This is a genomic window from Candidatus Nitrosotalea okcheonensis (assembly GCF_900177045.1).
Taxonomy (GTDB): Archaea; Thermoproteota; Nitrososphaeria; order Nitrososphaerales; family Nitrosopumilaceae; genus Nitrosotalea; species Nitrosotalea okcheonensis.
On record NZ_LT841358.1, the window covers coordinates 1,060,072 to 1,086,921 of the forward strand.

Consider the following 26,850-nt stretch of genomic DNA (forward strand, 5'->3'; position numbering starts at 1 on the left):
AATTTTATGCAACACCAAGCTCTGTAAATGTTTTGAGTATCAATCCATCAGTGGACTTGAGATTAGCCATTCTGTGACCAATCAAATACTCAATTCCGGCTTGTTTTGCAGAGTCTACTAGTCTTTGTGTTATGATTCCATCAAGTATCAGAAACTTGATACCAGAACCAGGAGCAAGTTTTCCTACAACCTCGCTTACTGGTACCTTGAAGAGTTGATTTGTACCAACATCAAGAGCTATTGCTTCTAATGATTCATTGAGCTGTGGATATACCTTCTTTACAACATTAGCAATGGGTTCATCCTTTGAATCCTTGAGCACTGGTTTTGCAGTCTCCTTTTTCATGTCTTCCGCAGTATCTTTGAGAATGTCTGCAATTTGCATAGGGGTAAGCTCTTCAACTTCTACACCCTCTGGTGCTCTGTGTACCACGTCTACAGTAACAAGAGATTTTAATTCTTTTAGTATGAATCCACCTGCTCTATCGCCGTCAAGGAATGCAACTACTTTGGATTTTGAATCACATAATGATTTTATTGATTCATCGATTCTTGCACCCTCTATTGCAAGCGCATTATCAAAACCTGCTCGTAATAAATTTATCACATCTGCCCTACCTTCAACTAGAATTATCCATGGAGAGTCAAATACTCCGGAGCCACATGCGAGTTTTTCTCTTCCAAATGATGCAAGTTTCCCGGCAGAGCCAATGTCAGATACATCCTTGAGCATCTCCTCACCTTCACTGATTGTTTTTGTAGACCATTTTTGTACGATATCCTTTGCCCTATCTACAATCTCTTTTTTCTTGGCAGTGCGTACATCGTCAATTGCATCTAACTTGAATTTGGCTTGAAATGGACCTACTTTATCAATACTTTCTATTGCAGCTGCAATAAGTGCGGCTGTGTTGATATCAGTACTCATAGGAATCAGAGCATCTCCTTTTGTTTGAGTAGACGAGGCCGTAGTATTGACTTCTATTCGTCCTACCTTCGACACCTTCTGGAGTTCATTCAGGTTCATTTCGGGGCCAAGCAGACCTTCTGTCTGGCCGAAAATCGCACCTATGATATCTGCTTTTTCAACGAGTCCATCGACGTCGAAGCTGAGCTTAACGTGATACTTGACAATTCCTGTATATGGCAAATCATTATCCTCTTAATGTTTGATCAATTATTTTTCCTAACGGTATGATATAAGTGCTTATTCCTTATTCCTTCGCGCTAACCCTCAAATTCGTATGTGGATAGATCTTCTACATTTTTTATTTTGCCTTTTGTGATAATGGTAAGATATTTTCTATACGAGAGATCAATTGTCATCCTATGTTGAAGTTGAGAGATTATCCTCTTTGTAAGATAACGCCCCTTTTGGTCAGAGTCTAATAACAGTATGAGAATGTTGTACTTGGGCATACTGTCGGCAAATTTTATGAGACCTTTGAAGCTGTGAAACTGGCATATTTTTCCAGAAACCCCCAATTTTTTCAGTGCTTCCTCGTCACGCTTTCCTTCTACAACAATTATGCTGTTATGTACAGAGTTGAGTGATTTTACAAAACCTTGTATTTTGTAGATTTCATCTGATTCAAAATTCACAAGCTTATTTACAAGCTAGACTATTAAGCAATTTTCAGACTCGCATGTCAGAATTTCTTATAATCCAAAATACAAAGGTGGAAGGAATCGGGACGTTAGGAGATCTATTCAAAGCAGATGGATTTAGTACAAAGACAATCCTTGCAAAAAATGAAAAAATTCCAGAAACTAGATATGATGCCATAATAGTTCTAGGCGCCCCAGAGAGTGCAAATGATGATCTTCCATATCTAAAACAAGAGATGGTATTGATTCGTGATTCGGTAAAAAGAGATATTCCAGTGTTAGGTATTTGTCTTGGGTCACAGCTTATTGCCAAGGCATTTGGTGCCAGAGTATACAGTGGACCCAGAAAAGAAATAGGATTCTACAATGATATTGAGTTTGACAATATTTCCCAGTCAAAACTCTTTGATGGAATAAAGAGTCCATTTCTTGCATTTCATTGGCATGGTGACACTTTTGATCTGCCAAAGAATGCAATCAGACTAGCACATTCGGTACATTATCAAAATCAGGCAATAAAGATAGGCAGTGCAGTTGGAATACAGTTTCATCTTGAGGTGGATGAATCAACCATAAGACTCTGGCTAGAAAAATCAAAGGAAGAACTAGGCAAGACAGACTATATCCATCCAAGCATAATTGAGAAACAGATACCTGAAAAAATTGGCGTGGTCAGAGAGAATCTACGAGTATTTTATAAGAATTTCAAGTCAGAATTCAATCTTTAAACCATAAAAAAAGTGGCGTAGATTTCCATCGTAATATCCCTCCATAGGAAGCAAATCATAAATGCGTCAAAACGACTTAATCTTTAATTATAAAATCCTAATTCAAAAACATGACCAAACTCACTAAAGAACTGATTATTGAAATTAACAAAGGCATCATACAAGAATGGTTAGAGCAATCCAACTGCGTTTGAAGCCGTAAATGTCAATCAAGATGAATTGAAAAATATTTTGAAGGTGGTCGACAAACAAGAAAACCTCATAATGAAGGCATCTTACATTTTTGGTGGAATACCATGGGCACAACCATTTAGTGGAGGAAATAAAAGAACCGCCTTTGTATGTGCAGACACACTTTTACGATTGAATGGTTTTAGGCTCGCAATTGACGATGAAAACGAGAAGAATATCTTAGAAAACTACTAGAGATTCAAGAAGAGAGGTCTAAATTAAACGAAGATGTAATGGCTAAAATAATTTTATATGTATCAAAGAGGATTAGAAAGATATGAATCAAGAAGCATTACAAGTGGCAAAGGAGAGCATGAAGGACAATCGAAAATTGCTTACTGCTCTTGGCAATGAAAAACCAATCCATTTGACTCTTGCTCCAAAAGAAGAAAAAATCTTATCATCAGTATTGGACTTGCTGCCAAAATCAACAGAAGGTAAATTAGTTTTAGCAAGTCTAGTCGCTTTTGTAGCATGGGAACTACGTAATAAAGATCGAAAATAGACCTACAAAAGATCTGGTAGTGGATTGAACGTATCGCATATCCATTAACTTAACAAGATCCATTTTGACAAAAGTTTAATGCAGTGTTAAACTCTCTTAAACTAATTAGTGGGCTACCTATTTGAACAAATTACAACTACAATGTATTGAATAATTTCCTTTTTTACTAGCCCATTTGATAAGCGGTATAATCGCTTCTCTTAATTCTCTTCCTCTTGTGGATAAGGAATATTCTACTCTGGGCGGAATCTCTCTGAAAACTTCCTTTTCTATGAGTTCCTCTTTTTCTAAATCCTTTAGCATTGATGCAAGCGTTGATGGGCTTATTCCTTTTAATTCTGACATTAATTCATTGTAACGCAATATCCCATGATTTCCTATCTCATTTACTATCAGCAATCCCCACTTTTTTCCTATGGTATCTATTACACCATCAAGTGGGCAGAGACAAATTGCATTACTCTGATTTTTCATAGTAACTACTATACTACGAACTTTGTATTTTAAATACTTTGATTTTCATAGTAATTACATGGTAAAAGAAATTGATAACAACAACACGAGATTATTCCTATGTGAGATATGTAAACTAGGTTATGATGATGTCAAATTTGCTCAAATGTGCGAACACCATTGTAATGCATCAAACAGTTGTTCGCTTGAGATAACAAAACATGCAGTTCTAAAGTGATTATGATATGAGTACAATTTACAATGTAATACAAAAACCTCGCTATGCCTTCATTGCTGCCATTATTTTCATCACATTATCTGCTCTATTTTGGCTTTTGACATTCTACTTTACACCAACACCACTTCCAAAATATATTGAGATGTACGGATTGTCGTTTACCTATATTACTATAACATTGGGTTTTGTGATAGCAATTTTGACAGGGCTGAATACATCGCTGGTTTTGTGCAGAAAACAAATGACAGGAAGTTTAGGTTTCAAAAAAGGCGCTGGATCAAGTGCATGTAGTGCGTTCGTCGGTGCAATAGCATCTGGATGTCCTCTTTGTACTGCGCCTCTGTTAGGTGTTTTTGGGCTTGGTGGTGCATTAGCATTGTTTCCCTTTCAAGGTCTTGAACTCAAAACTGCTGCAATAATTATATTGGGAATATCGTTGTATTATACTTCAAAAAATGTTAGAATAGCATGCAAGTTGTGATTTGACAATTAACTGATATTGCAAGCCCAAGTTTGACAAAAGTTTAATATAAAACACTTAGACCTTCGAATTTCGTCATGATACACAAAAAAACACAGATCTCATCATTGCGATCTGCAAATAAAGAGGAGAGATCCTTTTGAATCCAGTAACAAAGATTTTTGAAGAAACATTTGCAACAGATCATAAGGTAATCACCGAAGATCTATCCAAAGCAGTATTGAAAAAATATGGAATTAAAGTTCCAGGCTATGCACTTGTAACCAATACAAAAGATGCTGTAAAAGCAGCAAAGAGATTAGGTTTTCCACTAGTTATGAAAGTAGTCTCACCACAAATACTTCACAAGAGTGATGTAGGAGGAGTAAAGGTCGGACTACAAAACGAGAAAGAAGTAAAGAAGGCATTTCTTGAAATGTATCCAAGACTCTCAAAGAAAAAAGGAGTCCATGTAAAAGGAATTTTGCTTGAGAAGATGGTCCCGCAAGGAGTCGAACTCATCATAGGGCTCCAGAATGATCCACAATTTGGTCCGGTAATCATGGTAGGACTAGGCGGCGTACTAACTGAAATATTCAAGGATGTTGCATTCAGAATGCTACCAATTACAACAGAGGATGCAAAATCAATGCTCGTAGAATTGAAGGGCTCAAAGATCCTTCAAGGGTACAGGGGTAGCAAATCAATTGATTTGAATATGCTCTCAAAAGCAATTGTACAAATCAGCAAGGTTGGTGTAGACAATGCAAAATATTTTGACAGCGTAGATTTCAATCCAATAGTAGTTTATCCAAAGTCATACTATGTAGTTGATGCAAAAATAATCTTAAGAAAAGAGATCAAAAACGATGCAATCTCAACAGCAAAACCAAACATCGAGTTCATGGAGACATTCTTTACTCCACAATCAGTTGCACTAGTTGGTGCATCTGCAACTCCTGGAAAAGTAGGAAACTCGGTTCTTGACAGCATTGCAAAACATGACTATACTGGCAAAGTATATCCCATAAATCCAAAGGCAGAAGAAATTTTGGGACTAAAATGTTATCCATCGCTTGAGGCAATACCAGACAAAGTCGACTTGGTTGTAGTATGTGTTGACTTGTCCATTACACCTCCTGTCCTTGAAGCATGCGCCAAGAAAGGAATCCACAACATGGTAATCGTATCAGGAGGCGGAAAAGAACTCGGAGGAGAGAGAGCAGACTTTGAATCTCAAATCAAGAGCCTTTCAGAACAGCACAAGATTAGAATAATTGGTCCAAATTGCATCGGTATGTTTAATGCAGCAAATAGACTAGACTGTGCATTCCAAGGTCAAGAGAGAATGGTTCGTGCAAAACTCGGACCAGTCGCATTGCTATCACAGAGCGGTACAATGGGAATCAGCTTCCTTGAAACTGCAGACTCGTTCGGACTATCAAAGATGGTAAGCTATGGTAACAGATCAGATGTAGACGAGGCAGACATGATCTGGTACTTGGCAAATGATCCTCAGACCAAAGTAATTGCATTATATGTTGAAGGTTTTGGCGATGGTAGAAAATTCGTCGAGACCGCAAAACGCGTGATGAAAGAAATGCACAAGCCAATCGTAATTTGGAAGAGTGGAAGAACTACACTGGGGGCAAAGCAAGCAGCATCACATACAGGTTCACTTGGAGGCTCTAACGCAATAATCCAAGGTGCATTCAAGCAGGCAGGAATAGTTTCAGTAGAAAGTTATCAAGAACTTGCTTCAGTTGCAAAAGCACTAGCATGGCAACCAGCAGCTAATGGTCCAAGAGTTGCGCTTGTCAGCAACGGTGCAGGTCCTATGATTGGTGCAATAGACCAATTTGAAAAATATGGACTAGAGCTTGGCAAAGTAACAGAAGCAACACTCAAGGAAATGAAAGATCATTATCCTCCAACATATGTAATTGGAAATGGTAATCCTGCAGATGTCACAGGAGGAGCAAATGCTGATGACTATAGATATTCCATACAAAAATTCATGGACGATCCAAATATCGACATTGTAATGCCTTGGTTTGTATTCCAGGACGATCCACTTGAAGAAACAATAATTGATTATTTGGGAGAATTCTCAAAACAAGGTAAAAAGCCATTACTTGTAGGTGGAAACGGCGGTCCATACACAGCCAAAGTCTCAGGATTAATTGAAAAGCACAATGTCCCAGTGTATGACGATATCCGAAACTGGGTTGCAGCAGCATCTGCCCTGCACCAGTGGGGAAAGATCAAACCCAACAAGGTTTAATTTCCACATAGTTTGGAGTTTGTGCATGTCTCTAGTTAACGTCTCAAAATCAGAAGGAATTTGTACAATCAAGATAAACAGACCGGACAAGCTTAATGCCATGAACATGGATGTAGCAAATGACATCATCAAGGAATTCAAAGAAATTGAAAAGGATGACTCTGTAAAGGTTGTAATCGTCACAGGAGAAGGAGACAAGGCATTTTCTGCAGGGGCAGACATTGCATACATGTCGACAATCACGCCAATAGAATCAGAAACTTATGCAAAACTTGGTCATCTGCTCACACATACAGTAGAAAACTGCAGCAAGCCAACAATTGCAGCAATCAATGGATTTGCACTCGGAGGCGGATGCGAGCTTGCACTTGCATGTGATATCAGAGTAGCTGCAGATACTGCAAAGATGGGACAACCAGAAGTAACAATAGGTGTATGCCCAGGCTGGGGAGGAACCCAAAGATTACAAAGAACAGTTGGAATTTCCCAGGCAAAAGATTTGATCTTTACTGGAAGAATTGTAAAGTCAGATGAGGCAAAAGAGATGGGTCTAGTAAACAAAGTAGTAGAACTTTCAAAATTAATGGAAGAGACTAACAACATTGCAAAGATGATTGCTCAGAATTCTGCAATGGCAGTAAGAATGTCAAAAATTGCAATAAACAAGGGAAGAAATTCAGACATTGACACAGGTCTTGCTCTTGAATTATACACATGGGGCTTGTGCTTTACCCATCCGGACAGAGTAGAAAGAATGACGGCTTTTGTAAACAAGTCAAAAAAATAAGCTGGACCTAATCTGTGATTCCTATTATGTCAGGTATGAAAAGATTATTATAATTTAAAGGACGAATAGGTTCATGAGTAACACACAGACCACAAAACTGGTCACAATTACACCAAAAGCCGCAGAAAAAGTAATTGCTTTCATGGCAGAAGAAGCCGAAAAGCCACAATTTCTACGAGTCTACGTACAAGGCGGAGGATGTTCAGGATTATCCTATGGAATGGGATTTGAAAAGGCATCTGAAGAAGACGACCTTGTGATCGAAGAAAATGGTGTCAAGATGGTAATTGACAGTTATAGCGTCGACTACCTCAAGGGTGCAAATATCGACTATATTGAGAGCCTAATGGGTGCTGGATTTAAGATCAACAATCCAAATGTAACCAAGTCTTGCTCTTGTGGAAGTTCATTTAGCACATCCTAGATTCGAAATTTTTCAATTTTTATTTTCTAGCAACTAGTGTAAACTAGATCAACATACAATTTAGAAAAGTATTATCGAATTTTAGATGACCATCAAAGTCATAGTAGTCAAGACATGTGGAATTTTTCTTACTTCCTTTGTTATTATTTTCTCAAGAGTCATGGAGTCAGATGCCTCCACCTTTATTATTATATCATACAGTCCCAAGGTTCCTGTAACTTCTGTTATGCCTTTGATTTCCATAAGTTTTCTTATCACTGGATTTTCTTTTCCAGTTTCACAATGTATTGCCACAAAAGCCTTGCTCATAGAACATTATCACAATATATCAAGTATTAGGTATTTCTATGGCCAGAGGCCTCGTGCTTCAAATGCTTCGAGCACTCTGCCAACTGCAAGCACCATGCTTGCTTTTCTCATGTCTACACCGTGTTTCTTTGAAAGAGCATATGTATCATTGAAACCACGTACAATGTGGTGTTCCATTTTACTTGCAACTTCATCAAATGTCCAATAGTACCTTTGTAAGTTTTGTACCCATTCCAGATATGATATACACACACCACCAGAGTTTGCCAAAATATCTGGAATAACCATGATTTTCTTTTTGAATAAAATATCATCAGCGTCAGGAGTTGTAGGACCATTTGCGGCCTCTGCAAGTATTTTACATTTAACGTTTCTTGCAACTTGAGGAGTGATCTGATTCTCAAGTGCTGCAGGTACAAGAACATCACAGGGGGTAGTAAGTAGTTCCTCTGTTGATACCTTTTTACTTCCAGGATAGCCAACAACGCTCCCATGTGCATTCTTGTATTCAAGCACCTTCTTGGAGTCAAGTCCTTTAGGATTAATTATGGAACCTTTGGAATCACTTACTCCAATAATTTTTGCGCCCATCTTTTCAACATATTCTGCTACAAATGTTCCAGCATTACCATAACCCTGAATGACAACTTTTGCCCCCTTGAGGTTGAGTCCAATCTTCTTTGCGCCTTCTCGTATACAATAAGCAACACCAAGACCAGTAGCTACATTTCTTGCAAGAGAGCCTCCAGCTGAAATTGGTTTTCCTGTGATAACAGCTGGTTCTGCCTGTCCATGCATTACACTATAAACATCCATTATCTGAGCCATTTCTTTTCCAGTTGTATACACATCAGGAGCTGGTACATCTTTGCCAGGTCCAATAATTTCAGATATAGCATATGCATATCTTCTTGTCATTCTCTCTTTTTCTCCAGCCGAAAGCCTTTTTGGATCACAGATGATTCCTCCTTTTCCTCCTCCAAATGGAACATCGACAATAGCACACTTCCAAGTCATCCACATTGATAGTGCCTTTACCTCCTCGATTGTAACATCAGGATGATATCGTATACCTCCCTTGTGTGGACCTCTAAAGTCATTATGTTGTGATCTATATCCTGTGAATATTTTGATTCTACCATCATCCATCTTAACAGGCAGAGAAACTATCAGAATTTTTTTTGGATTTGCAAGCATTTCATGAATGCCAGCATCAAGTTTCAAAATTTTTGCGGCATCTGCAAGTTGCTTGAGAGCATTTTGCCAAGGATCGATTTTAGTCAATCTTTATCGATATGTCTCACTGGATATTGTATTTAAATTTGTTGAGACATAATCTTTGGACCCACCAAAATTCAGGAAGCGCGATAACTGTCAATGGACTTGATGGTGTAATGCACGATATGCTACAGGTACAGCAAGATGGTGAAACAATATCTCAGCCCGCAGAGATAGTAGTATTCAAACACGGCCTGATGATATCGATAACTGCCATGTTGTCTTCTGACGAACTCATAAAAGTAGCAGAGACTTTATGAGCGCATCCCTTATTTTTTATTTTTATATGTGAAATTGATCATGATGTATAGAAATGAACAACTTACTATTGTCTAATCAAGCATAAATCAGAAGCAACTCCTTTATTTTATCACAAGCGGATATGATTTAGTGAAAATTCAATATTCTAGAATAATAATTATTGGAATTATAGTTGCTGCAATTGTACCAATGTTAAGTATCTCAGATAGCGTTTACAATACAATGACATCTTATGAGCTCCCACAAACGCCTAATATCACATTACATTTCAATGGTAGTGATTTTGATCGTTCTCCATTCAACCAATTTGAAATAAGACAAGGACAGAATATGACACTCGTGTTAAATGTAACCTCAGAACCCACAAATATTCCAGTTACACTTAGTACACTACATCATATTGGATTTACAAAAACAAATGGATTAGACTTCCAATTATCATCTACTAATGTCACTACTCCAAATAAAGTGATACTTTACATATCATCTACAAAAGATGCAACTCCAAATACATACAGGACTAGAGTATTTGCAAGTACACTAGTGAATGGAAGTTTTACTATTGGAACAGATCTAAGAATACTAGTTACCAATACAACCTCAACAATAGGACAGATTGGAAAGCCTTGGATTATAGGAATGTCTTCTCCCTTGGAACAATACAGATCAGGTATTAAAATACATGATATTCAATGTCAGCCTAATTATTTCACATTAATAATCAAAGCCGAAAATAATTCTCCTGCATGTGTAAAACCTGATACTACCACCATACTCATTAAACGTGGTTGGGCAAAAGCAATACAATAGACAGTTTATTTTAGAATACATCCACACTTTGAACAAAATGAAGAACCAAAACGATTGTTGTTTCCGCAACTAGTACACGTAGATCTTGAAGACATCTCATCACTTCTTATTCCAGTAATCCAACGTTCTAGTTCCTTTCTTGGATATAGTATTTTTTTCACAGACATTGTTAGACGCTTCAATCCATTTGGATCAGTAACACCATTTAGCGAGATTATTGGTTTCCCAGCTTCTCGTTATAATCTTTCCAATTATCCATGAGACAGATGGTGGGAGAACTGATCCAAAGCTTCTCTGGTAGAATAATCTAGATCTTGTTGTTAGTTATGCGACAAAGCAGGGCAGCACATGCTTATTGTTTTGTAGTATCTTGATCCAGTTTTGCAGATCCGCCGATCTTAGAGTTGACCAAATTGCGTAGATCATCATCAGTCTTGCCTTCAGTATTTACGCCCAATGACTTGGCAAGTGTTTCAAGTTTTTGTCTCTCAGACATGACAGGTCCTGAGATATTGAGGTTAAACTCGCCTTTGGCTTTCTGTATTTCATCGTGAACCATGTTTTTTGTTTTATCATATTGAGCCATGACTCGCGCAAGTTTTTTTGTTGCATCTGGTAATCTCTTGGTTCCAAGCAGCAATACCAAAGCTGCCAGAGCAATCATTATCCAGTCATTGCCTATGATATTGAGCGCAAAGTTGAGCATGTGGTTATTGTCTTGTTTCTAAAATTAAAGCTTTCAGAGTATGTTTTATACGTGATCAATCAGAAGATAAACTAGATCTTTCTATTTTGTGTCTCTTAACATAGAAACATCAAAACTCCAGATGTGACTAATGCAGTCACAAATGCTACCAATATTTCACCCATGTTATGACTCCTTTGGTTTAGACCTCTGTGCATAGACTTGGAATATTATTTTGTCAGATCTATCTTTCATTCCTAGCATTCAACTTCTTTCCCAATTAGTGAGGAATTTATGGCGTCCTCAACCCATTCTGGCATATTTCTTAAAATTGGGCCACTTGTTTAGAGGGTCAATTGCATTAGTTCCCAGATCTGAAAAATATTCTAAAAAGATACAATTCGCATAGTTGAATGAAATTTTTTAGATAAGAATTGCCTTTTTTATATAAGCAGGCATAAACTTTTCTATGAAAGTATTTGGTGATAAAAAAGATTTCAATCCTGTTTTTTTAAGTCTGAATAGAAATAGCGCATTATTCAAAGATGTTAAAAATATAATTCATAATCTAAAAAAAGATGTGATTCCAGGCGAGAGAATTAAGTTTAAACAAATTCCAAAATATTACATAATCAGACATGGTGTTGATAATGCATTTCATGTTTATCTTCCTAATGGAATGAGACTCATCTACTCGATAACAATCTACAAGGGAGAGAAAACCGCTTTTTTGATGGAATTAACTGATCATGGCAGATATGAGAAACGATTCAATTACTAGTATATTTTCATACGTATAAATACATACGTTTACATATGTATTTATATGTAGGTAGACACATGGTAATTATGAAGCAAGATGCCCAAATCAGTTTTTAAAAATGAAGTGAGAGTCAACAAGAGCCTACAGAGTCATCCTGATCCAATACAGATTATGAACTATATTCTAGAAAATACTCAAAAATTCAATCCTACTATTAGAAGCATCACAATAATTGAGAAGTTAATTTACGAGTACAAGGAATTTTCTACAAAAGATCAACTATATAAAAAATTGCCAAAAGGCATGCAGTACCCCATGTTTAACTTTATTTTAGAAATGCTAGAAAAAGAAAATAAGATAATGTTTGACAAGAATGGATCTTTTTTCTGGACAGGTCAAGCTAACCAAAAGCTACAACAAAGCCTTGATTCTGCAATGGAATACTGATTGTATAATGCTTTAACCAACTACAAAAATGCTGTTTAATTTTTGAGAATTCCACGAATTCGTGAATAGTAGACAACTCTGGTTTGTGGTGATTTAACAGTCCCTCAAATAGACCAAAGGGATTCTTCAAGTATGTTTTATGCATAAATCAGTTATTTCAAGGTACAAAAAACATAGCTAAGGTTGAAGATTTAGACCAGCATGACTTGCTTTCTCTTGAGAAACACAAATCCCAATACAAACAACCCCGTTACAAATAAAATAAGATAAGGAACAGAGCTTCCAAAAGAATTGGCAATTACTCCAATAATCAAGGGCCCAAATGCCCAGCCAATTCCAAATGTTGCCTCATATGCACCAATCAACGCCCCCGCATTTTCTTTTGTCTTTCTTATGATAATTTCAAATGTTAATGGGAAATACACACTAAACCCAAACCCAAGCACCAGTACTGCAATGCTAAATTCCACCATAGAATGCGAGTAGAACAGTATCAACATTCCAGCAGATATGGATATGATAACAAACATGATACTGATAAGAAATTTCTTCATGAGAAAGTTTGATGCTAACAGTGATACAAGACGAGAGATTCCAAATACAAAAAAGAGCAGCTCAATGTTTGATTCAGAGATTGATCGTTCACTCATAAATGCTGGAAGTATTGCCAAAAATACCCCAAAGCTTACACTAGAAAACAAAAGAATTACAATAACTGTTGGAAATTTTATCAAGTGTTTTGCAGATGCAATGGACATCATTGCATTGCGAGTTGTTTTTCCATCTTTTGACAACATCAACGAGGAAATCAATGAGGTTGCAATTACAAATGCGGCAACTTGGAAGAGTACTCTATAAGATACATCAAAGTGTTCAAGCAAAAATGAACCGATGAGAGGTCCAATCATAAGGCCTGCAACAAAAAAAGCCATAAATCTAGAAATTGCTTTTACGCGATTCTGAGGACTGGTAGATTGCGATATGATAGATTCGCACGGAGGCCAGAAAAACGAATGTGCAACTCCGACCATAGTTCTAAATATTATAATCTGTGGGATCGAGTCTGCAACAGACAACAAGCAAATTGATACAGAATCAAGAACTAGCCCAAGAGAAAGAAGAAGACCCTTGTTGAATCTGTCAAGCAGTAGCCCAACAAAAAGCGGGATGAACATGTAAGGAATAAAATTCGCAAACCCAATTACTCCAAGGTCAAAATATGATGCACCCAGATCCTTTGAGAATAGCGGAACGATTGGATTGTGCATCCCATATGAAAATCCGACAATTAGCGCAATGACATAGACAAGAGTTACTTTATTCATCTTTACTTGTATGCTGCAACCATGATTGCGCCCCCAAGCATGCCTTTTTCAAACTCCACTCTTGAAAATCTTTCAAGAAGGAGCGACTCTAGTTTCTTGTTTTGTGGCCATAATTTGTACGTGCCATACAAAGTGGCAAATTTTAGCCCAAGTCTTCCTCCACCAATGATTGCAAGTACAGGAAGTATCATCCTCAGGTAAAATGACACCCCTGCTCTAAGTACCGCATTATCAGGCTTGCCTAGATCAACTATGACAAATCTTCCGCCTTTTTTTAGAACTCGATATATCTCAGATATTGCAATTCGGAGATTTATCGCATCTCTTAAAGAATATCCAGTAAGTACTGCATCAAATTTTTCGTCACGAAATGGAATGTGTTCAAAGACTCCGCATGTCAATACAGGTGTTACAGAAAATAATCTGCTGGTATTTTTGAGCATTGTTCTCAGTGGATCATACAATGTGATGTTGAGATCCCCATTACATATCTCAGATGCTGTCTTTGACATGTTACCAAAACCGGAACCTGCATCAAGTACACTATCTCCCGGATGAACCCTATTTGTTATACCCCTTTGACGAAACTCAGAGTCCCTTCCAAGTGAAATCAAAGAATTAACCTTGTCATATACAGGAATTATTTTTTCCAACACATCTAGGACTTCGCCCCAATAACTTCCAAGGCCCACGCCAGTCTAGAAATAGTACGATATTATATGTCATCACGGTTTTGGACAGATTAAGCTCAAAGGTTTTACTAGTTATCAATACAGTATCAGAACCAAAAATTAAATCATCCAAAAGCATTCCCTGTTCTAGTGCATTATTGTCCCAAGTGCAAGTCAAAGATAGACGTTCAGCGTACATTTAATCAGAAAATACACTTTAGCTGTCCCAAGTGTAAAATTGAGGACATTATAGATTCCAAGAAGAATTTGGATGAGGTATTCCTAGAGTTTTTGATAAAGTTCGATAATGACGAGATACCAACCAAGAGCCAGTCAGAATCAACTCTAGAAAAAGAAGGCATCCTGCAGACAGAAGATGAAATAAACAAGATGATAGGAAGTGCCAAAATTGCAGATATTACAAGGTCTGTTCTTTTCTCAAAGAAACATTATGTATCATACTTTAAGATAATAGAGGAACCCGAGCCTGAAATGGGCTCGGCTGTATCAGATTCAGGTCTTGATCAGCGCATAATCGATGTCGTGGAATCAAAAGGAATAAAGAAATTTTACAAATTTCAAGAAGAGGCCATACATCATATTGTCTCTGGTGACAACATAGTAATCACCGCACCCACCGCATCTGGAAAAACAGAATCATTTGTGATACCAATCATTGAAAGAATAGGCAATTCAAAAAATCCAGTTTCCGCAATACAGGCAATTTTTGTTTACCCAACCAAGTCTCTTTCCCGCGACCAGTATCCAAAGATAAAAGAAATTGCGGACAAGATGGGCATAAGATGTGCAGTATTTGACGGAGATACAAAACAAATGGAACGTGGAGAAATTCTTGTAAACCCTCCTCAAATCATAATAACTAACTTTGATGTATTACACTATCACTTGTGGCATCGAACTAGGTTTGCCGCCTTGTTTAATACAACCAAATTTCTTGCGGTTGATGAAGCGCATGTATACTCTGGAATATTTGGCTCTAATGTTCACTATATCATAAAAAGATTGAAACGAATTGCACCAAAGCTGCAAATGGTTGCAGCATCTGCAACACTAGAAAACGCATTACAGTTTTGCCAGATTTTATTTGGTGTAAAGATGATCCAAGTTTCAGGCTCTGGTAAGAAAGGCAAGATAGAATTTTCAATGCTCTTTCCATCCCTGATGACCCAGCGTGCACTAATGATTGACATACTAAAGAAATTGACATCAAAACAACACAAAACGTTAGTGTTTACCAACTCACACCTTAATTCTGAACTTTTGGCACTGCAGGCAAGAAGGCAAAAAATAGACATCAAGGTTCATCGTGCAGGCCTAATGGCAAACTATAGAAGGTCGGTTGAAAACTTGTTCAAGACTGACAAGCTGCTTGCAATCTCTGCAACTCCCACACTTGAGCTTGGAATCGACGTAGGCAATGTGGATGGAGTCATATCATCTACAATTCCAGTAAACAGACTCACGCAGAGGATTGGCAGGGCCGCAAGAAAAGGCCAGGGCGGATATGCATTTTTGATACTAGGCAATGATCCGATATCCCAGTATTACAAGAATCACCCGGCAGATTATTTTGAGGATGTTGAGCAGATGTACATTGATCCAAAAAATCCCTTTGTTGAGGAATTCCAGGTTATTGCGATGGCTTGTGACAAGCCGATTGCAAAACATGAACTACCAGAACACAAAGATGTCATTGATAGACATGTTGGTGCAGGCAGTCTTGTCTTGATTGAAAATAGGTATGTCCCAAATTATGATCAAATACAATCAATTTTGGAAGATTATAGCATAAGAGGAATAGGAAGATCAATTGACATTTTCCTAAATGGCAAAAAAGTTGGAGAGCGCGTATTGCCCATTGCATTAGAAGAGCTTCACCCGCAAGCAGTTTACTTTTTGGCAGGAATTAGATACAAAGTCAAAGAGACTGGATATCCAGAGAAGATGACCGCAAAGTTAGAGCATCTTCCAAAGAATTATCCATACTACACCAAGGCACTTACAGAAGAGTGGCCAACAATAGAGACGATTTTTGAGAAAAGACTCGTAAATGGTATCGAGGTTGCATTCTGCAAGCTACACATTCAGAAGCGTGTGTACGGTTATGTCAACTTGGAGTTGGGTCAAGAGTTAGGGCAGGGACAAAAAATAATTTTAGAAAAACCGCTTGATTATGATTTTGTGACAAAGGGAATTGTATTCAAGGCCCCAAGACCATTAGATGAGATCAACAAGGCAGAAAATGAAGAATATGTAGAGGCAAGCGGATACCATGCCACAGAGCATGTTATAATAGAAGGAAGCAACATGATAACAGGCGGCGTCTCACAAGACTTGGGCGGTATATCCCTTGGCACATCTGGCTTGATCTTTGTATACGATTCTGCAATAGGCGGAAATGGTGCAAGCAAGGCACTATATGACAGGCTTGAAAAGGCCTTTGAGCGAAGTCTGGACATAGTAGCAGAATGTCCTTGCAAGAGCGAGGCAGGTTGTCCACGCTGTACTTTTTCATACAGGTGCGGCAACAATAACGAATACCTTCACAAGTTATCAGCAAGAGAGATTCTACAGAGAATAATAGATGGTCAAAGAACGGAGGTGACAGAGCCTATAGAGGGCGACAAGCCTCTGGTATGACGGAATAAAACTTGAAAGATCGAAATGATACAAATTATTAATATCATCAGCAATGAATTATCATGGAAAAAGTTGCAATAGTAACTGGCAGTTCAAGCGGAATAGGTTTTGAGACTGCACTTGCATTGGCACGCGAAGGATACCGCACATATGCAACAATGCGGGATGTCAAAAAAGGAGACAGGATTCTAGACATTGCAAAAAAAGAGAATCTTAAGATCAATGTAATAGAACTTGATGTCAATAATGAAAATACTATTAAAAAAGCAGTTGAATGCATAATAAGCGAAAAAAAGAGAATTGATGTTCTAGTAAACAATGCAGGTTATTTTCTGGTGGGATGTCTGGAAGATCTAACTATTTCAGACCTAAAGGATCAGTTTGAAACAAACTTTTTCGGAGTGGTAAGAACAATCCAGGCAGTACTGCCTACAATGCGCAGTCAAAAGTCAGGAACAATAGTAAACATAAGTTCGGTCGCAGGAAGAATAGGCTTTCCAGTTACTCCGGGATACATTAGCTCCAAGTTTGCATTGGAGGGTCTAAGTGAATCAATGCGATATGAACTGTTTCCGTTTGGAATAAGGACAATAATCATAGAACCCGGAGTCATCAAGACAAACCTGTTTTCTACCCTGAAAAAGGCAACAAAAGCAGAGTCTCCATATAAAGACATGACTGAAAAAGTAATGAAGGGATTATTGATGATGTCAGAGATGGGAACCCCTCCACAAGAGGTTGCCAAGACAATTGTCAAAGCAGTTTCATCTGAGAATCCACTGCCACGCCATCCCGTTGGCAATGATGCAATAATGTTTCTAGAGGCAAAAAAAGACAAGACGGACATGGAGTTTGAAAATTACATAAAAAAAGAGCTTTTCAGCTAAAATACACCTTTTTTAATGTAATTTTACCAATACTAGAATATTATCGCATAAAATTCTATGAATATCACATGATTCTTTTGGTTAGATTGATATACGACATGAGAGCAATTTTTGTCAAAGTCAACAGATTCAATCAAAAATTTAGTGATATTAAAAAATGAAATGGAAAACCCTTCAACACAATGGCATTGCGTTTCTTCCGCCCTATGAATCAAAAGGCATAGCAATCAAGATCAAAGGAGAAAAAATTTCATTAAACATAGATGCAGAAGAGATGGCCTACCAGTGGGCAAAAAAGAAAGATACCCCTTATGTCAAGGACCAAGTCTTTCAAAAGAATTTTCTTTCCTATTTTGTAAAAACACTTCCTACAAATTTCAAAAACATTTCACTTGCGGATATTGACTTTTCTGAGGCATTCAGGATTGTGGACATGGAAAAAGATTCCAAGTTGACCATGACCAAGGAAGAGAAGAAAAAAATTGCAGCTACAAGAAAAGAGATTAAAGAAAAAATGAAGGCAATGTACGGCAAGGCAATAATTGATGGAAAAGAAGTTGATGTGGCCAACTGGATGGCAGAACCACCGGGCCTTTTCATTGGAAGAGGTGACCACCCATTGAGAGGCAAGTGGAAACCACGAATTACAGAAAAAGACGTTACACTAAATCTTGGAAAAGATGCCAAAATTCCCCCAGGCAAATGGGGCAAGATAATCCACGAGCAGGACTTTATGTGGCTCGCAAGCTGGGTGGACGTACTCACTGACAAGAGAAAATACGTATGGCTTTCCGATACATCAGATCTCAAGCAAGAGCGTGACAAGATGAAATATGACAAGGCAACAAAACTGGCTGCAGAAATAGACAAAGTGTTAGGCGCTGTGATAAAGAAAATGTCAGACAAGGATGAGAAGGTACGAAGAGTTGCAACTGTTTGTTATTTGATTTACAAGACTGCAATGAGAGTAGGGGATGAAAAAGATCCGGATGAGGCAGACACTGTAGGTGCTACCACACTAAGAGTAGAACACATAAACCTAAAACCTGGTGTCATAGAGTTTGATTTCCTTGGAAAAGATAGTGTGAGATGGCAAAAGCCACTTCCAGTGACAGAACAGGACAAGATATTTTATGAAAATCTCAAAAAACTAACAGAAAAAAAGAAAAAGGATGATCTCATATTTGACGGAATTACATCAAGACATGTCAACGAGTTTCTCTCAGGCATAGTAAAGGGACTTACTGCAAAGGTATTCAGAACATATCTTGCAACACAGGTAGTTACAAACTATCTCAAAAAAGTTGACAGTCTAAAATCAAAATCAGAAAACATCAAGATATACCATGCAAAATTAGCTAACTTGGAAGCTGCCATAACATGCAATCACAAGAGAACCATACCAAAGAACTTTGATGAAACATTACAGAAAAAGCGTGAGTCGATCAAGAAATTAAAGGAGGTAAAACCCAAGACTGAGAAGCAAATTGAAAAACTAAAACAACGCGAAGAAAAATTAAAACTTGCGCTAGAATTGACAGAAAAAACGCGAGATTACAATTTGGGAACTTCACTTCGAAATTACATTGATCCAAGAGTAGTCAAAGCGTGGTCAGATTCAGTGGGACTAGAGTGGGAAAAACTTTACACCTCTGCATTACAAAAGAAATTCCAGTGGGTGTCAAAAGTGGATATCAACTGGAAAGAGATTGCGCAAGTTTGAGCAAGCTACATTTAATTGCATCAAGAATTTAGGCGTTATTTATGCCGGGGTAGCTCAGCCTGGCCTAGAGTGCCAGTCCATACAAAAGGGTAATACTCATAATCTGGAGGTCGTGGGTTCGAAACCCACCCCCGGTATACCACCTCTGTTTCGAAACCCAATAAACGAATTTGGGGTGTTTTTTCTTGGGCCTTTAATTCAAAAGGAAGCCTTTTGATATGATGGAAACAGATCTACACAACTCGCCCAAGCGTTTTGAGAGGGAAAAGGGAAACATCTCCGGATACCTGTCAAAGAAGTGTTTCGTGTTTTTTGGATTCATTCTTTATTTAATTTGCATTTGTAACCTAAATTTTTGACTATTGATAACATAGTTTCTATTTGTCAGCTCTAATTGCAGTCAGAAAAAGAAACTAGTTCTTCTTCCTTAGCTAAAGTATCAAAGATGGAATCATTAGGTTGCTACAACATCATGATAATAACAAAGTATGGCTAGTTGTTTGAAATCTCGCTTGAATTTTTCAATATGCTTAGGAATCTCTTTTTTTACCACTCTATCAAATTTGGTCTTGGGTATAAAAATAGAAAATTCCAAGTTTGTATCCTGATAAACAAAGCCATCCTCTTTCCAATATCCTTCAGATGGACTGTCAACACTCAACCCGTCGTACCTATCAATGAAGAAATTTTTCACATCTACAATATCTTGATCTGGAATTGGATCGCCGTTGTTATAATTGGTTGACAATTTATAATGAAGTTTTACTTTATTTTGAAGTAGGCGTTTAGACAACGCCTACAGTTTTGTATATGGAATATTTAACTTTGAAAGTATATCACATTGTTTTTTTGAAATATAGTATTCTGTTCTTGATACTGCTCTAAATGGTTGTCCGCTTTTTCTTAAAGCACCTATCATTTTGGCTTCAATCTTGGGATCGACCTGGACCTTTCTGTAAGTATTCAGCTGTTGTGCTTGCATGTGTGTTATAATAAACCCTATAGGGTTATTAATATTATTGAGCTTAATTCTAGAACAAAATAGTTACGAGCTCTCACGTTCCCACACCCTTTCTATATATGTCTGATGAAGATTCTTTTTCATCCTGCATAACGGCAACCACATTTCATTTCAGGTTGATTTTGTTTAAAGAAAAATATTAAAAATTAGTTTGTGTACATTGTATTGGTTGAATTTCATTAATTGGGTTTCAAATCAGAACCGATAGACCCACCCCGGTACTTTGTTTTTCAAAGTACTGACCAACTGTAAAATGTCAAATTTTTAATTTTGATTTTACCATCTTCAAGATACGTTCTGCCCATTTGATGGCATTTTCTGCATCCTTCAAGCTCATCAGATCAGGTTGGTATTCTGACTGGTTTTTCATACCAAGTAGAGTACTAAATTGCTTGCTAATGATATCATGTTCTTCTTTTGTCAAGATTCCCATGATTAGCGATAGTACGTCAGGATGCTGACCGGATGAACGTCTGCCAATCTCTGATGTTGTCAAGGCATCTAGCGCATTGATTGAGCTGTGGACAGAACTCATTACTGCGCTATCATAGGCTTCTTTTTCCAGTGCAATTTTTGCCATCATTAACGAGTTTTCAGCCTTTGTAACATACCCTGAAGCCTTCTTTGGATCTATCGTCTTTGCCATTTTATTTTATCAAGCTCCAAACCTGCTATAAGCATATGATTGTCAAGAATTGAGCGCACAAGATCGCCTCTTTTTTTAGAAACAAATTCTTTTTTAGAGAATACGATTGGAGAAATTCTGCCATGAAATATTTCTGATAGTTCTGTTTTTGCCTTACCTACAATAGTATAGACATGATCTGGATCATTTGATATTACCAGCAGATCAATGTCACTGTCCTCTCTTTCCTCTCCCTTTACAATACTTCCAAAGACGGCTGCCGAGATTATTTTTTTTGTGTCAAAATATTTTTTTAGAATCAATACTAGGGTTACTAGAGTTTTATTTTCTGCCTCAAAAATAGGCTTCACAATCTGATTTAGTATGTAATTTTTATGATTTAGCGATATCTGGTAAGCCTTTCCTACAGGCTGCACTTTTATGATACCAAACATCTCAAGTCGTCCTATTGTTTGATTGGCTTCTGTATGAGAAATATTTGCAGTTTCTGCAAGTCGCCGTACTGTGAAAATCCTGCCTTTGTATTCAAAAAGAGCGCGAAGAATACTAATCGATGCCCTGTTACCAAGCAATTGTTCTAGATAGTTATGAAATCTCATACTAATTCTTCCATATGGAATTTATTTATGCCATATGGAATAATTATCTTCCATATAACCTTTGATGTATAAAGATACTCATATCTCAAGCATGTTTCATGATTCGATTAGTTTTGAACATTTACTAACCAAGAGACTTTCAGTGTAATTCTACGAGAATTTGGAATTTTCTGACCATGTAACGAGCGGTGTTAAACTGATCTCACAAAACCCACCCCCGGTATACAACTAAAAGTAAACCCCACATGATATCCTAGTCTGTAGCAAGGCAGCGTACTTATTCCAAGGCCGTAGACAAGATAGATCTCTAGACCCCTCCAAACATCTTCCATTGATAACAACACTATAATTTATGTTGGAATAGGAGTTGCAGTTGCAGCTGGTGGTGGGACCATAATTGTCATCATGAAGAAAAGAAAACCCGCCATCCATTGATTATTAAATCTAAATTTAATTTTTGGTTATAAAAAGAGTAATTTAGCAAAGTATCGAATTGAGATGTGATGTCTCAAATATTCCAAACATGTTTAGAGAAAAATCAAGGTGAACCCGATTTAGTTTTAATTTTAGACATTTTATCAACATAGTAATCATAAAACCAAATTAGATGCCGCTAGTCACATGTAATCAGAGTGATTTTCTCAGATTGACATTTTAAACAAAAAATTTGTGAAATGGGTTGTCCCTATCCACGTATAAGGTCAGCCCATGATTTTCGTTCTTCCATTGGAACATCATGTGGTCTTCCTTCTGCTTTCTCTTTTATCAGATCAGCTGCCATCTCTGCCTCAATTTGTAGCTCTTCTTCAATTCTTCTTGAGAACAAGCCAGCAGGCCCAGATATTTTGTAGTTCATGCTAATTTCCAAAAGAGTTGCATTTCCCAGTGCGCTCAAAAGAAAATCCTTTGTTCCAGTTATCACACCCTTTGTCCAAAGTATATGTAATTCTCCTTTGGGCACAAGGGTAATTTTTTGTAGGCACCTGTCTACCTTGCCTATGACAACTTCTCTAACAATCTCATTTTCTTTCTTTGAGATGTTCCTAATTTTTTTAGTCAAATTCCAGAACTTGGGATCATCATCGACTTTTGATACCACGTCGTACACCTTTTCTGGTGGTGCACCAATCTGTATTCTGACTTTGATTTCTACCATGTCATATTATTAGTGATTCTAGAATAAATCAGGTATGTATACATTGTAAGACGATTGTGTCGGTAGGGCTGGAGTAACTGCTCATTGTATCATTTCTTAAATATTTAGAAATTAACTACACATCATGGAAGAGACACACCATAACAAGAAAAAAACATCTACCATTACATTCAGGTTTGATTCAGATCTCATAGACAGATTACAGAAAGAGGCTAAAAATCATCAAGTAAATACCAACACACTTGCAACCCAGGCCTTGAAAAGATTCCTAGAGTGGGACATTTACCAATCAAGGATAGGCCTGGTCAGCCTTAACAAATCTGTGTTTACAAAAATTTTTGATGGTTTGAGTGAAAAGAAGATAATAGAAATTGCATCCATTGGGAAGGATGAAATGCTCGATATTGCAATGTTCATGAAAGGAGAGACTGACATTATTTCCTTTATGTTATGGTTTGAGATGCAAATGATCAACTCCTCTGTTCAGGTAAGTCACATGTCTGATAATGGGACTCATACTTTTGTTATGAAACACGATATTGGTAAAAACTGGTCATTATACAACAAGACAGTCTTGGAGCTCATCTTCGAAGAGTTGTTCCACAAAAAAATTGATGTCAAATATGACAAGAACATGTTTGCACTCAAATTCTCAGAATGATTTGAAAATGAAATCCAAATTGCATAAATCTAAGATCATCCAACTTAATCATTTGAGGCAAGTTTCAAATGTATAAAATAAGAAATCATGGTAAAACTCATTGGTACTAGTTAGACCGATTTAACCCCTACCGGCATACTTTTCATAGAGGCGAATACCTTTTATTCTAAGACGATTCAAATACTGAAAATGTCCAAAAAGGTGCTAGTTTTTGCAGTGCTGTTTTCTCTTGTACTATCCATGACAGCAATGCAAGAGGCAAGTGCTCTGACTAGAGGTGCAGGTGAATATGGTCGTACCACATCAATCTTGAATCCAACCCAGGTCTGCGGTAACCATGTCTGCCAGCCAGGTGAGAGTACCAAATGGTCATCAGCAATATTATCATCACAACGTCAAGGTCCCGGCAAAGCTACTGGTGCACAGTATGGATTCATTATAATGCATCAATTGGTTGTAAATTCTCTATCAAAGATGGCCTATGCAAATCAAACAACTTGGAGCCATCCAGTCACATCAGTACATACAGGCATGAATTCCACTGGATCAAAATAGACGTTTATATTCCAAAAGCAAATTCTGGCAAAAACACAACCCAATGTGGAACATGATTTCCAAAGTTAATGTTAAATTGGCAGGTTTGACCCAGTTTCATAATGACAGAGTTTGAAGAGTTTGCACATGCCCTTTTAGATCAGCTCTCAGTTGAAATAAACGAGGAAAAAGAAATAACAAACTCAAAGACAAAATCCATTCAGGCGTTTGCCTCAAAGATAAAGTTTGAAGATATTGAACCAATTTGCAGTAGGTTATTTTCAGACATGTCAAAAAAAATAGTAGAATTTACAGGAATTTCAGTATCGCAAGCAAGAGTCGAGTTTCCCGAACTTGTCGAGTTTAAGCGTCTAAAAGGGCGCAAGGTGTACCCAACAAAAGAGTCTGCAGAATTTGTAGACGAATTGTTCACCGCAATTGCACATGAAGATGTTTTAAAGATAGCAACTCTTGCAGAAAATCAGACTTTTAGATACCTAGTCTATTCAACGTATGCAAAGGGGTACATCTCGCAGATATCTACCACGTATGGAGATTTTTACGAATCTGCAATATACCTAAACAAGTTCATCCTATCAAGTTATCCTCAGATCATACTATACAAGCAAGGCGAACCCTATGAATCAAGATTTGATCAAGTAAACTCTGGATACATTGGAGCCTTGAAGATGACCATCCTTGAGGAACAGATTCACTCGATACAAAATAATCTGTACAGCATTAACAAAAATGCAGTATCCGAAGTAAATGCAATCAACGAAGAGCTTGCAAAAATAATCTTGTGTCTTGATGATACTACAACAAAAAACCTTTACAATTATTTACAGATACCTGAAGTTCCAGATGAATATCCAGTAGCAAAGAGGGCAAACCTATTTTTCATATTAAATCCAGATAATTTCATAGTTCAAGTCTTGGGTCCAGATGTGATGACATTTACAAAGGTTACAGTCGATCCCAAAATCTCGGAGATGATTCCACAACTTCTTGACATTTACCAGAGATGGTTAAAACCAATCCAGTCACATCATGCAGCATTTACAACAATGGAAGGAATGGCAGAGTTTGCGGTAAAAAACATTCTAAGGGATGATCAAGATTTCAAGAATTACCTAGTCACGTTTGCAAACAGTGACATCTCAGCATATCAAATCAGAAAGAGTATTGGGACAGATTTTACAGAACATGTCTTTGCAAAGCTAGGCAAGAATACATACAGAACATTGATTGCAAATCCTCCAACAACTCGGGAACTCAAAAATCCAGAAAGTTATATAAATAGAAAATGAATGAATTTGATCCATTTGCAGCAGAGTGGATTTCTTATGCAAAAAGTCCACAATACACACTAATTGAAAAATGTCTAAAATTATCCCAGATCCTAGAATTTCCTGACTTGGATATCACAGAATATATACAAAAATTAAAAACATTTGAACAAGGGTTATGTGATCACATATCCGATGTCAAAAACCCCATCTACCTTGTTTCCATGTTAAATGAGTACATGTTTGACATCTTGGAATTTGAAGGAAATAGTGATGACTATTACAATCCAAGAAACAACTTTCTCAATGTAGTAATTGACAAGCGTACCGGAATACCAATTACATTATCAATTATCTACATCGAGCTTGCAAAAGTAATAGGACTTGAGCTTAGTCCTGTTGGGTTTCCAGGTCATTTCCTTGTAAAATATTCAGAGGAGCTTGTTTTGGATCCATTCAATGGAGGTAGTCTATTAGATATCGAAGACCTGCAGGACATACTTGATGCTACATATGGTGAAGGAGTAGAGTTTGAGCCAGAATATCTAAATGACATAGAACCAGAAAAGATTTTGATAAGAATTCTAAGAAACCTAAAGGGCTCGTACACCGAGTCTTTCAGTTATGAGAAAGCAATGCACTGCATCAATATGATACTAGGCCTTGATCCCAACGCACCTGAAGATATTAGAGACAAAGGAATTATTCAGACAAGACTATTACAAAATGATCTTGCGTTAGCATCTCTTAACAAGTATATCGAACTTGCTCCAGAAGCAGATGATGTTGACGATGTATTAGAGATGATAAAAAACATCAAGGAAAAATCTAGTCAATAATTGATTGTACGTCTTTTCCTTTTTTGATCAGCTTGTGTTCGTATCTTACAATTTTATTTCGGATTGTTCCTTTGAGGATATCGACCTCGTTTCTCAGGCTGGCTACCTCATCTTCAAGTCTAGCTACTCTTTCATAAATGGATTCATCTTCGCCTGCCATATGTTTAATCTTCACTAGATGTGACCTTAAAAATTTATGGTTTATTTTGTTGAGGATTTTGTCAGTATTTTCTATAGGGTAAATTCACCGTTGCATGATTGGCACTTGCCTTTCTCGCTTCCAATCAATCCTATTATCAAAATTTTTCCTATTGTACCGCATTTAGGACATAGGCCGGTTGTAACGTTTTTTGGACCGCTTGATCTTGGTTTTACCGATTTTCTCCTTACCATTGAATAAATTTGCAAAAATCGGTTTATTAAGTTTAAGCGTAGATCGCAGAAAGCGCGGGGAGTGGGATTCGAACCCACGGGTCCTTACGGACATGGGATTAGCAATCCCACGCCCTACCAGGCTAGGCGACCCCCGCACGATGTTGCTGAAATTTAAACTGTTATTATAACTTT

The 26,850-nt window shown here is 37.4% G+C and carries 34 protein-coding genes and 2 tRNA genes; 20 read left to right on the top strand and 16 right to left on the bottom strand.

Going from position 1 to position 26,850, the window contains the following annotated elements:
- Positions 1-4: 4 nt before the first annotated feature.
- Together dnaG and BQ3481_RS06265 are read right to left on the bottom strand one after the other, a co-directional pair.
- The gene (gene dnaG, locus BQ3481_RS06260) at positions 5-1,150 is read right to left on the bottom strand and encodes a DNA primase DnaG (protein ID WP_157927503.1); all 1,146 of its coding nucleotides are present in this window, start codon (positions 1,148-1,150) and stop codon (positions 5-7) included.
- A gap of 77 nt (positions 1,151-1,227) precedes the next feature.
- Positions 1,228-1,602 carry a toprim domain-containing protein gene (locus tag BQ3481_RS06265; protein WP_157927504.1) on the bottom strand — a complete coding sequence of 125 codons (375 nt, stop codon included), beginning with the start codon at positions 1,600-1,602 and terminating at the stop codon, positions 1,228-1,230.
- A 44-nt stretch (positions 1,603-1,646) separates the two neighbouring features.
- Here BQ3481_RS06265 and BQ3481_RS06270 point away from each other — a divergent pair, with 44 nt between their 5' ends.
- The 3 genes from BQ3481_RS06270 to BQ3481_RS06280 all read left to right on the top strand — a co-directional run bounded on the left by BQ3481_RS06270 (position 1,647) and on the right by BQ3481_RS06280 (position 3,072).
- Positions 1,647-2,336, top strand: a complete 690-nt coding sequence (locus BQ3481_RS06270; protein WP_157927505.1) for a type 1 glutamine amidotransferase — start codon at positions 1,647-1,649, stop codon at positions 2,334-2,336.
- 219 nt (positions 2,337-2,555) lie between these two features.
- Positions 2,556-2,762 (top strand): Fic family protein, encoded by a 207-nt coding sequence (locus BQ3481_RS06275; RefSeq protein WP_255408281.1) that lies wholly within the window; start codon positions 2,556-2,558, stop codon positions 2,760-2,762.
- An 82-nt stretch (positions 2,763-2,844) separates the two neighbouring features.
- Entirely contained in the window at positions 2,845-3,072 is a 228-nt protein-coding gene (locus BQ3481_RS06280) for a hypothetical protein (RefSeq protein ID WP_157927507.1), read from the top strand.
- Between the two features lie 117 nt (positions 3,073-3,189).
- Here BQ3481_RS06280 and BQ3481_RS06285 read toward each other — a convergent pair whose 3' ends face one another.
- Positions 3,190-3,546, bottom strand: coding sequence for a winged helix-turn-helix transcriptional regulator (locus BQ3481_RS06285; RefSeq protein WP_157927508.1), 357 nt, complete (start codon positions 3,544-3,546; stop codon positions 3,190-3,192).
- A gap of 58 nt (positions 3,547-3,604) precedes the next feature.
- Here BQ3481_RS06285 and BQ3481_RS06290 point away from each other — a divergent pair, with 58 nt between their 5' ends.
- The 5 genes from BQ3481_RS06290 (at position 3,605) to erpA (ending at position 7,718) form a co-directional block, all read left to right on the top strand.
- A complete protein-coding gene (locus BQ3481_RS06290) occupies positions 3,605-3,763 on the top strand; it encodes a hypothetical protein (protein WP_157927509.1) in 159 nt (52 codons plus the stop codon).
- 7 nt (positions 3,764-3,770) lie between these two features.
- Positions 3,771-4,244 carry a hypothetical protein gene (locus BQ3481_RS06295; protein WP_157927510.1) on the top strand — a complete coding sequence of 158 codons (474 nt, stop codon included), beginning with the start codon at positions 3,771-3,773 and terminating at the stop codon, positions 4,242-4,244.
- Positions 4,245-4,383: 139 nt separating this feature from the next.
- Positions 4,384-6,507 (top strand): 3-hydroxypropionate--CoA ligase, encoded by a 2,124-nt coding sequence (locus tag BQ3481_RS06300; RefSeq protein WP_157927511.1) that lies wholly within the window; start codon positions 4,384-4,386, stop codon positions 6,505-6,507.
- Positions 6,508-6,532: 25 nt separating this feature from the next.
- Positions 6,533-7,294 carry an enoyl-CoA hydratase/isomerase family protein gene (locus tag BQ3481_RS06305; protein ID WP_157927512.1) on the top strand — a complete coding sequence of 254 codons (762 nt, stop codon included), beginning with the start codon at positions 6,533-6,535 and terminating at the stop codon, positions 7,292-7,294.
- Between the two features lie 73 nt (positions 7,295-7,367).
- The gene (gene erpA / locus BQ3481_RS06310) at positions 7,368-7,718 is read left to right on the top strand and encodes an iron-sulfur cluster insertion protein ErpA (RefSeq protein ID WP_157927513.1); all 351 of its coding nucleotides are present in this window, start codon (positions 7,368-7,370) and stop codon (positions 7,716-7,718) included.
- Between the two features lie 81 nt (positions 7,719-7,799).
- On the opposite strand, the gene BQ3481_RS06315 is transcribed toward erpA, so the two are convergent.
- Together BQ3481_RS06315 and BQ3481_RS06320 are read right to left on the bottom strand one after the other, a co-directional pair.
- Positions 7,800-8,027, bottom strand: coding sequence for an Lrp/AsnC ligand binding domain-containing protein (locus tag BQ3481_RS06315; RefSeq protein ID WP_157927514.1), 228 nt, complete (start codon positions 8,025-8,027; stop codon positions 7,800-7,802).
- Positions 8,028-8,063: 36 nt separating this feature from the next.
- Positions 8,064-9,311 carry a Glu/Leu/Phe/Val family dehydrogenase gene (locus BQ3481_RS06320; RefSeq protein ID WP_157927515.1) on the bottom strand — a complete coding sequence of 416 codons (1,248 nt, stop codon included), beginning with the start codon at positions 9,309-9,311 and terminating at the stop codon, positions 8,064-8,066.
- Positions 9,312-9,352: 41 nt separating this feature from the next.
- Here BQ3481_RS06320 and BQ3481_RS06325 point away from each other — a divergent pair, with 41 nt between their 5' ends.
- Positions 9,353-9,565: a DUF4367 domain-containing protein gene (locus tag BQ3481_RS06325; RefSeq protein ID WP_157927516.1), complete on the top strand. Its 213-nt coding sequence runs from the start codon at positions 9,353-9,355 to the stop codon at positions 9,563-9,565.
- Positions 9,566-9,695: 130 nt separating this feature from the next.
- Entirely contained in the window at positions 9,696-10,376 is a 681-nt protein-coding gene (locus BQ3481_RS06330) for a hypothetical protein (protein WP_157927517.1), read from the top strand.
- A 352-nt stretch (positions 10,377-10,728) separates the two neighbouring features.
- Here the strand turns inward: BQ3481_RS06330 and BQ3481_RS06335 are convergent, their stop codons facing one another.
- On the bottom strand, positions 10,729-11,082 hold the full coding sequence (locus BQ3481_RS06335) for a translocase (protein ID WP_157927518.1): 354 nt from the start codon (positions 11,080-11,082) through the stop codon (positions 10,729-10,731).
- Positions 11,083-11,530: 448 nt separating this feature from the next.
- Between BQ3481_RS06335 and BQ3481_RS06340 the strand changes: the two genes are divergently transcribed.
- Positions 11,531-11,842 carry a hypothetical protein gene (locus tag BQ3481_RS06340; RefSeq protein WP_157927519.1) on the top strand — a complete coding sequence of 104 codons (312 nt, stop codon included), beginning with the start codon at positions 11,531-11,533 and terminating at the stop codon, positions 11,840-11,842.
- 78 nt (positions 11,843-11,920) lie between these two features.
- Complete coding sequence (locus BQ3481_RS06345; RefSeq protein ID WP_157927520.1) at positions 11,921-12,271, top strand: hypothetical protein; 351 nt, start codon at positions 11,921-11,923, stop codon at positions 12,269-12,271.
- A gap of 191 nt (positions 12,272-12,462) precedes the next feature.
- On the opposite strand, the gene BQ3481_RS06350 is transcribed toward BQ3481_RS06345, so the two are convergent.
- Entirely contained in the window at positions 12,463-13,596 is a 1,134-nt protein-coding gene (locus tag BQ3481_RS06350; protein WP_157927521.1) for an MFS transporter, read from the bottom strand.
- A gap of 2 nt (positions 13,597-13,598) precedes the next feature.
- Positions 13,599-14,288, bottom strand: a complete 690-nt coding sequence (locus tag BQ3481_RS06355) for a class I SAM-dependent methyltransferase (protein WP_157927522.1) — start codon at positions 14,286-14,288, stop codon at positions 13,599-13,601.
- 129 nt (positions 14,289-14,417) lie between these two features.
- Between BQ3481_RS06355 and BQ3481_RS06360 the strand changes: the two genes are divergently transcribed.
- The 4 genes from BQ3481_RS06360 to BQ3481_RS06375 all read left to right on the top strand — a co-directional run bounded on the left by BQ3481_RS06360 (position 14,418) and on the right by BQ3481_RS06375 (position 19,675).
- A complete protein-coding gene (locus BQ3481_RS06360; protein WP_231911747.1) occupies positions 14,418-16,928 on the top strand; it encodes a DEAD/DEAH box helicase in 2,511 nt (836 codons plus the stop codon).
- A 62-nt stretch (positions 16,929-16,990) separates the two neighbouring features.
- The gene (locus BQ3481_RS06365) at positions 16,991-17,815 is read left to right on the top strand and encodes an SDR family oxidoreductase (protein WP_157927523.1); all 825 of its coding nucleotides are present in this window, start codon (positions 16,991-16,993) and stop codon (positions 17,813-17,815) included.
- 157 nt (positions 17,816-17,972) lie between these two features.
- On the top strand, positions 17,973-19,538 hold the full coding sequence (locus BQ3481_RS06370) for a DNA topoisomerase I (RefSeq protein ID WP_157927524.1): 1,566 nt from the start codon (positions 17,973-17,975) through the stop codon (positions 19,536-19,538).
- Positions 19,539-19,581: 43 nt separating this feature from the next.
- Positions 19,582-19,675, top strand: a tRNA-Met gene (locus tag BQ3481_RS06375).
- Positions 19,676-19,992: 317 nt separating this feature from the next.
- Here BQ3481_RS06375 and BQ3481_RS06380 read toward each other — a convergent pair.
- The 5 genes from BQ3481_RS06380 to BQ3481_RS06400 all read right to left on the bottom strand — a co-directional run bounded on the left by BQ3481_RS06380 (position 19,993) and on the right by BQ3481_RS06400 (position 22,960).
- Complete coding sequence (locus BQ3481_RS06380; protein WP_157927525.1) at positions 19,993-20,331, bottom strand: hypothetical protein; 339 nt, start codon at positions 20,329-20,331, stop codon at positions 19,993-19,995.
- Positions 20,332-20,334: 3 nt separating this feature from the next.
- Entirely contained in the window at positions 20,335-20,520 is a 186-nt protein-coding gene (locus tag BQ3481_RS06385; protein WP_157927526.1) for a hypothetical protein, read from the bottom strand.
- Positions 20,521-20,815: 295 nt separating this feature from the next.
- Positions 20,816-21,205, bottom strand: coding sequence for a HEPN domain-containing protein (locus BQ3481_RS06390; protein WP_157927527.1), 390 nt, complete (start codon positions 21,203-21,205; stop codon positions 20,816-20,818).
- Positions 21,190-21,804, bottom strand: a complete 615-nt coding sequence (locus BQ3481_RS06395; RefSeq protein ID WP_157927528.1) for a nucleotidyltransferase family protein — start codon at positions 21,802-21,804, stop codon at positions 21,190-21,192. Before BQ3481_RS06395 ends, BQ3481_RS06390 begins: the two co-directional genes overlap by 16 nt.
- A gap of 685 nt (positions 21,805-22,489) precedes the next feature.
- The gene (locus tag BQ3481_RS06400; RefSeq protein ID WP_157927529.1) at positions 22,490-22,960 is read right to left on the bottom strand and encodes an SRPBCC family protein; all 471 of its coding nucleotides are present in this window, start codon (positions 22,958-22,960) and stop codon (positions 22,490-22,492) included.
- A gap of 124 nt (positions 22,961-23,084) precedes the next feature.
- Between BQ3481_RS06400 and BQ3481_RS06405 the strand changes: the two genes are divergently transcribed.
- The 4 genes from BQ3481_RS06405 (at position 23,085) to BQ3481_RS06420 (ending at position 26,283) form a co-directional block, all read left to right on the top strand.
- The gene (locus BQ3481_RS06405; RefSeq protein ID WP_157927530.1) at positions 23,085-23,621 is read left to right on the top strand and encodes a hypothetical protein; all 537 of its coding nucleotides are present in this window, start codon (positions 23,085-23,087) and stop codon (positions 23,619-23,621) included.
- A 189-nt stretch (positions 23,622-23,810) separates the two neighbouring features.
- Positions 23,811-24,176: a hypothetical protein gene (locus BQ3481_RS06410; RefSeq protein WP_157927531.1), complete on the top strand. Its 366-nt coding sequence runs from the start codon at positions 23,811-23,813 to the stop codon at positions 24,174-24,176.
- Between the two features lie 101 nt (positions 24,177-24,277).
- Positions 24,278-25,465 (top strand): hypothetical protein, encoded by a 1,188-nt coding sequence (locus BQ3481_RS06415; protein ID WP_157927532.1) that lies wholly within the window; start codon positions 24,278-24,280, stop codon positions 25,463-25,465.
- Positions 25,462-26,283 (top strand): SirB1 family protein, encoded by an 822-nt coding sequence (locus tag BQ3481_RS06420; RefSeq protein ID WP_157927533.1) that lies wholly within the window; start codon positions 25,462-25,464, stop codon positions 26,281-26,283. The genes BQ3481_RS06415 and BQ3481_RS06420 overlap by 4 nt, the downstream gene beginning before the upstream one ends.
- Here BQ3481_RS06420 and BQ3481_RS06425 read toward each other — a convergent pair.
- The 3 genes from BQ3481_RS06425 to BQ3481_RS06430 all read right to left on the bottom strand — a co-directional run bounded on the left by BQ3481_RS06425 (position 26,273) and on the right by BQ3481_RS06430 (position 26,813).
- Positions 26,273-26,458, bottom strand: coding sequence for a hypothetical protein (locus BQ3481_RS06425; RefSeq protein WP_157927534.1), 186 nt, complete (start codon positions 26,456-26,458; stop codon positions 26,273-26,275). The two genes, BQ3481_RS06420 and BQ3481_RS06425, sit on opposite strands and share 11 nt — an antisense overlap.
- A gap of 56 nt (positions 26,459-26,514) precedes the next feature.
- Positions 26,515-26,676 carry a hypothetical protein gene (locus tag BQ3481_RS11615; RefSeq protein ID WP_166287679.1) on the bottom strand — a complete coding sequence of 54 codons (162 nt, stop codon included), beginning with the start codon at positions 26,674-26,676 and terminating at the stop codon, positions 26,515-26,517.
- A gap of 53 nt (positions 26,677-26,729) precedes the next feature.
- A tRNA-Ser gene (locus BQ3481_RS06430) sits at positions 26,730-26,813 on the bottom strand.
- Between the last annotated feature and the right edge of the window lie 37 nt (positions 26,814-26,850).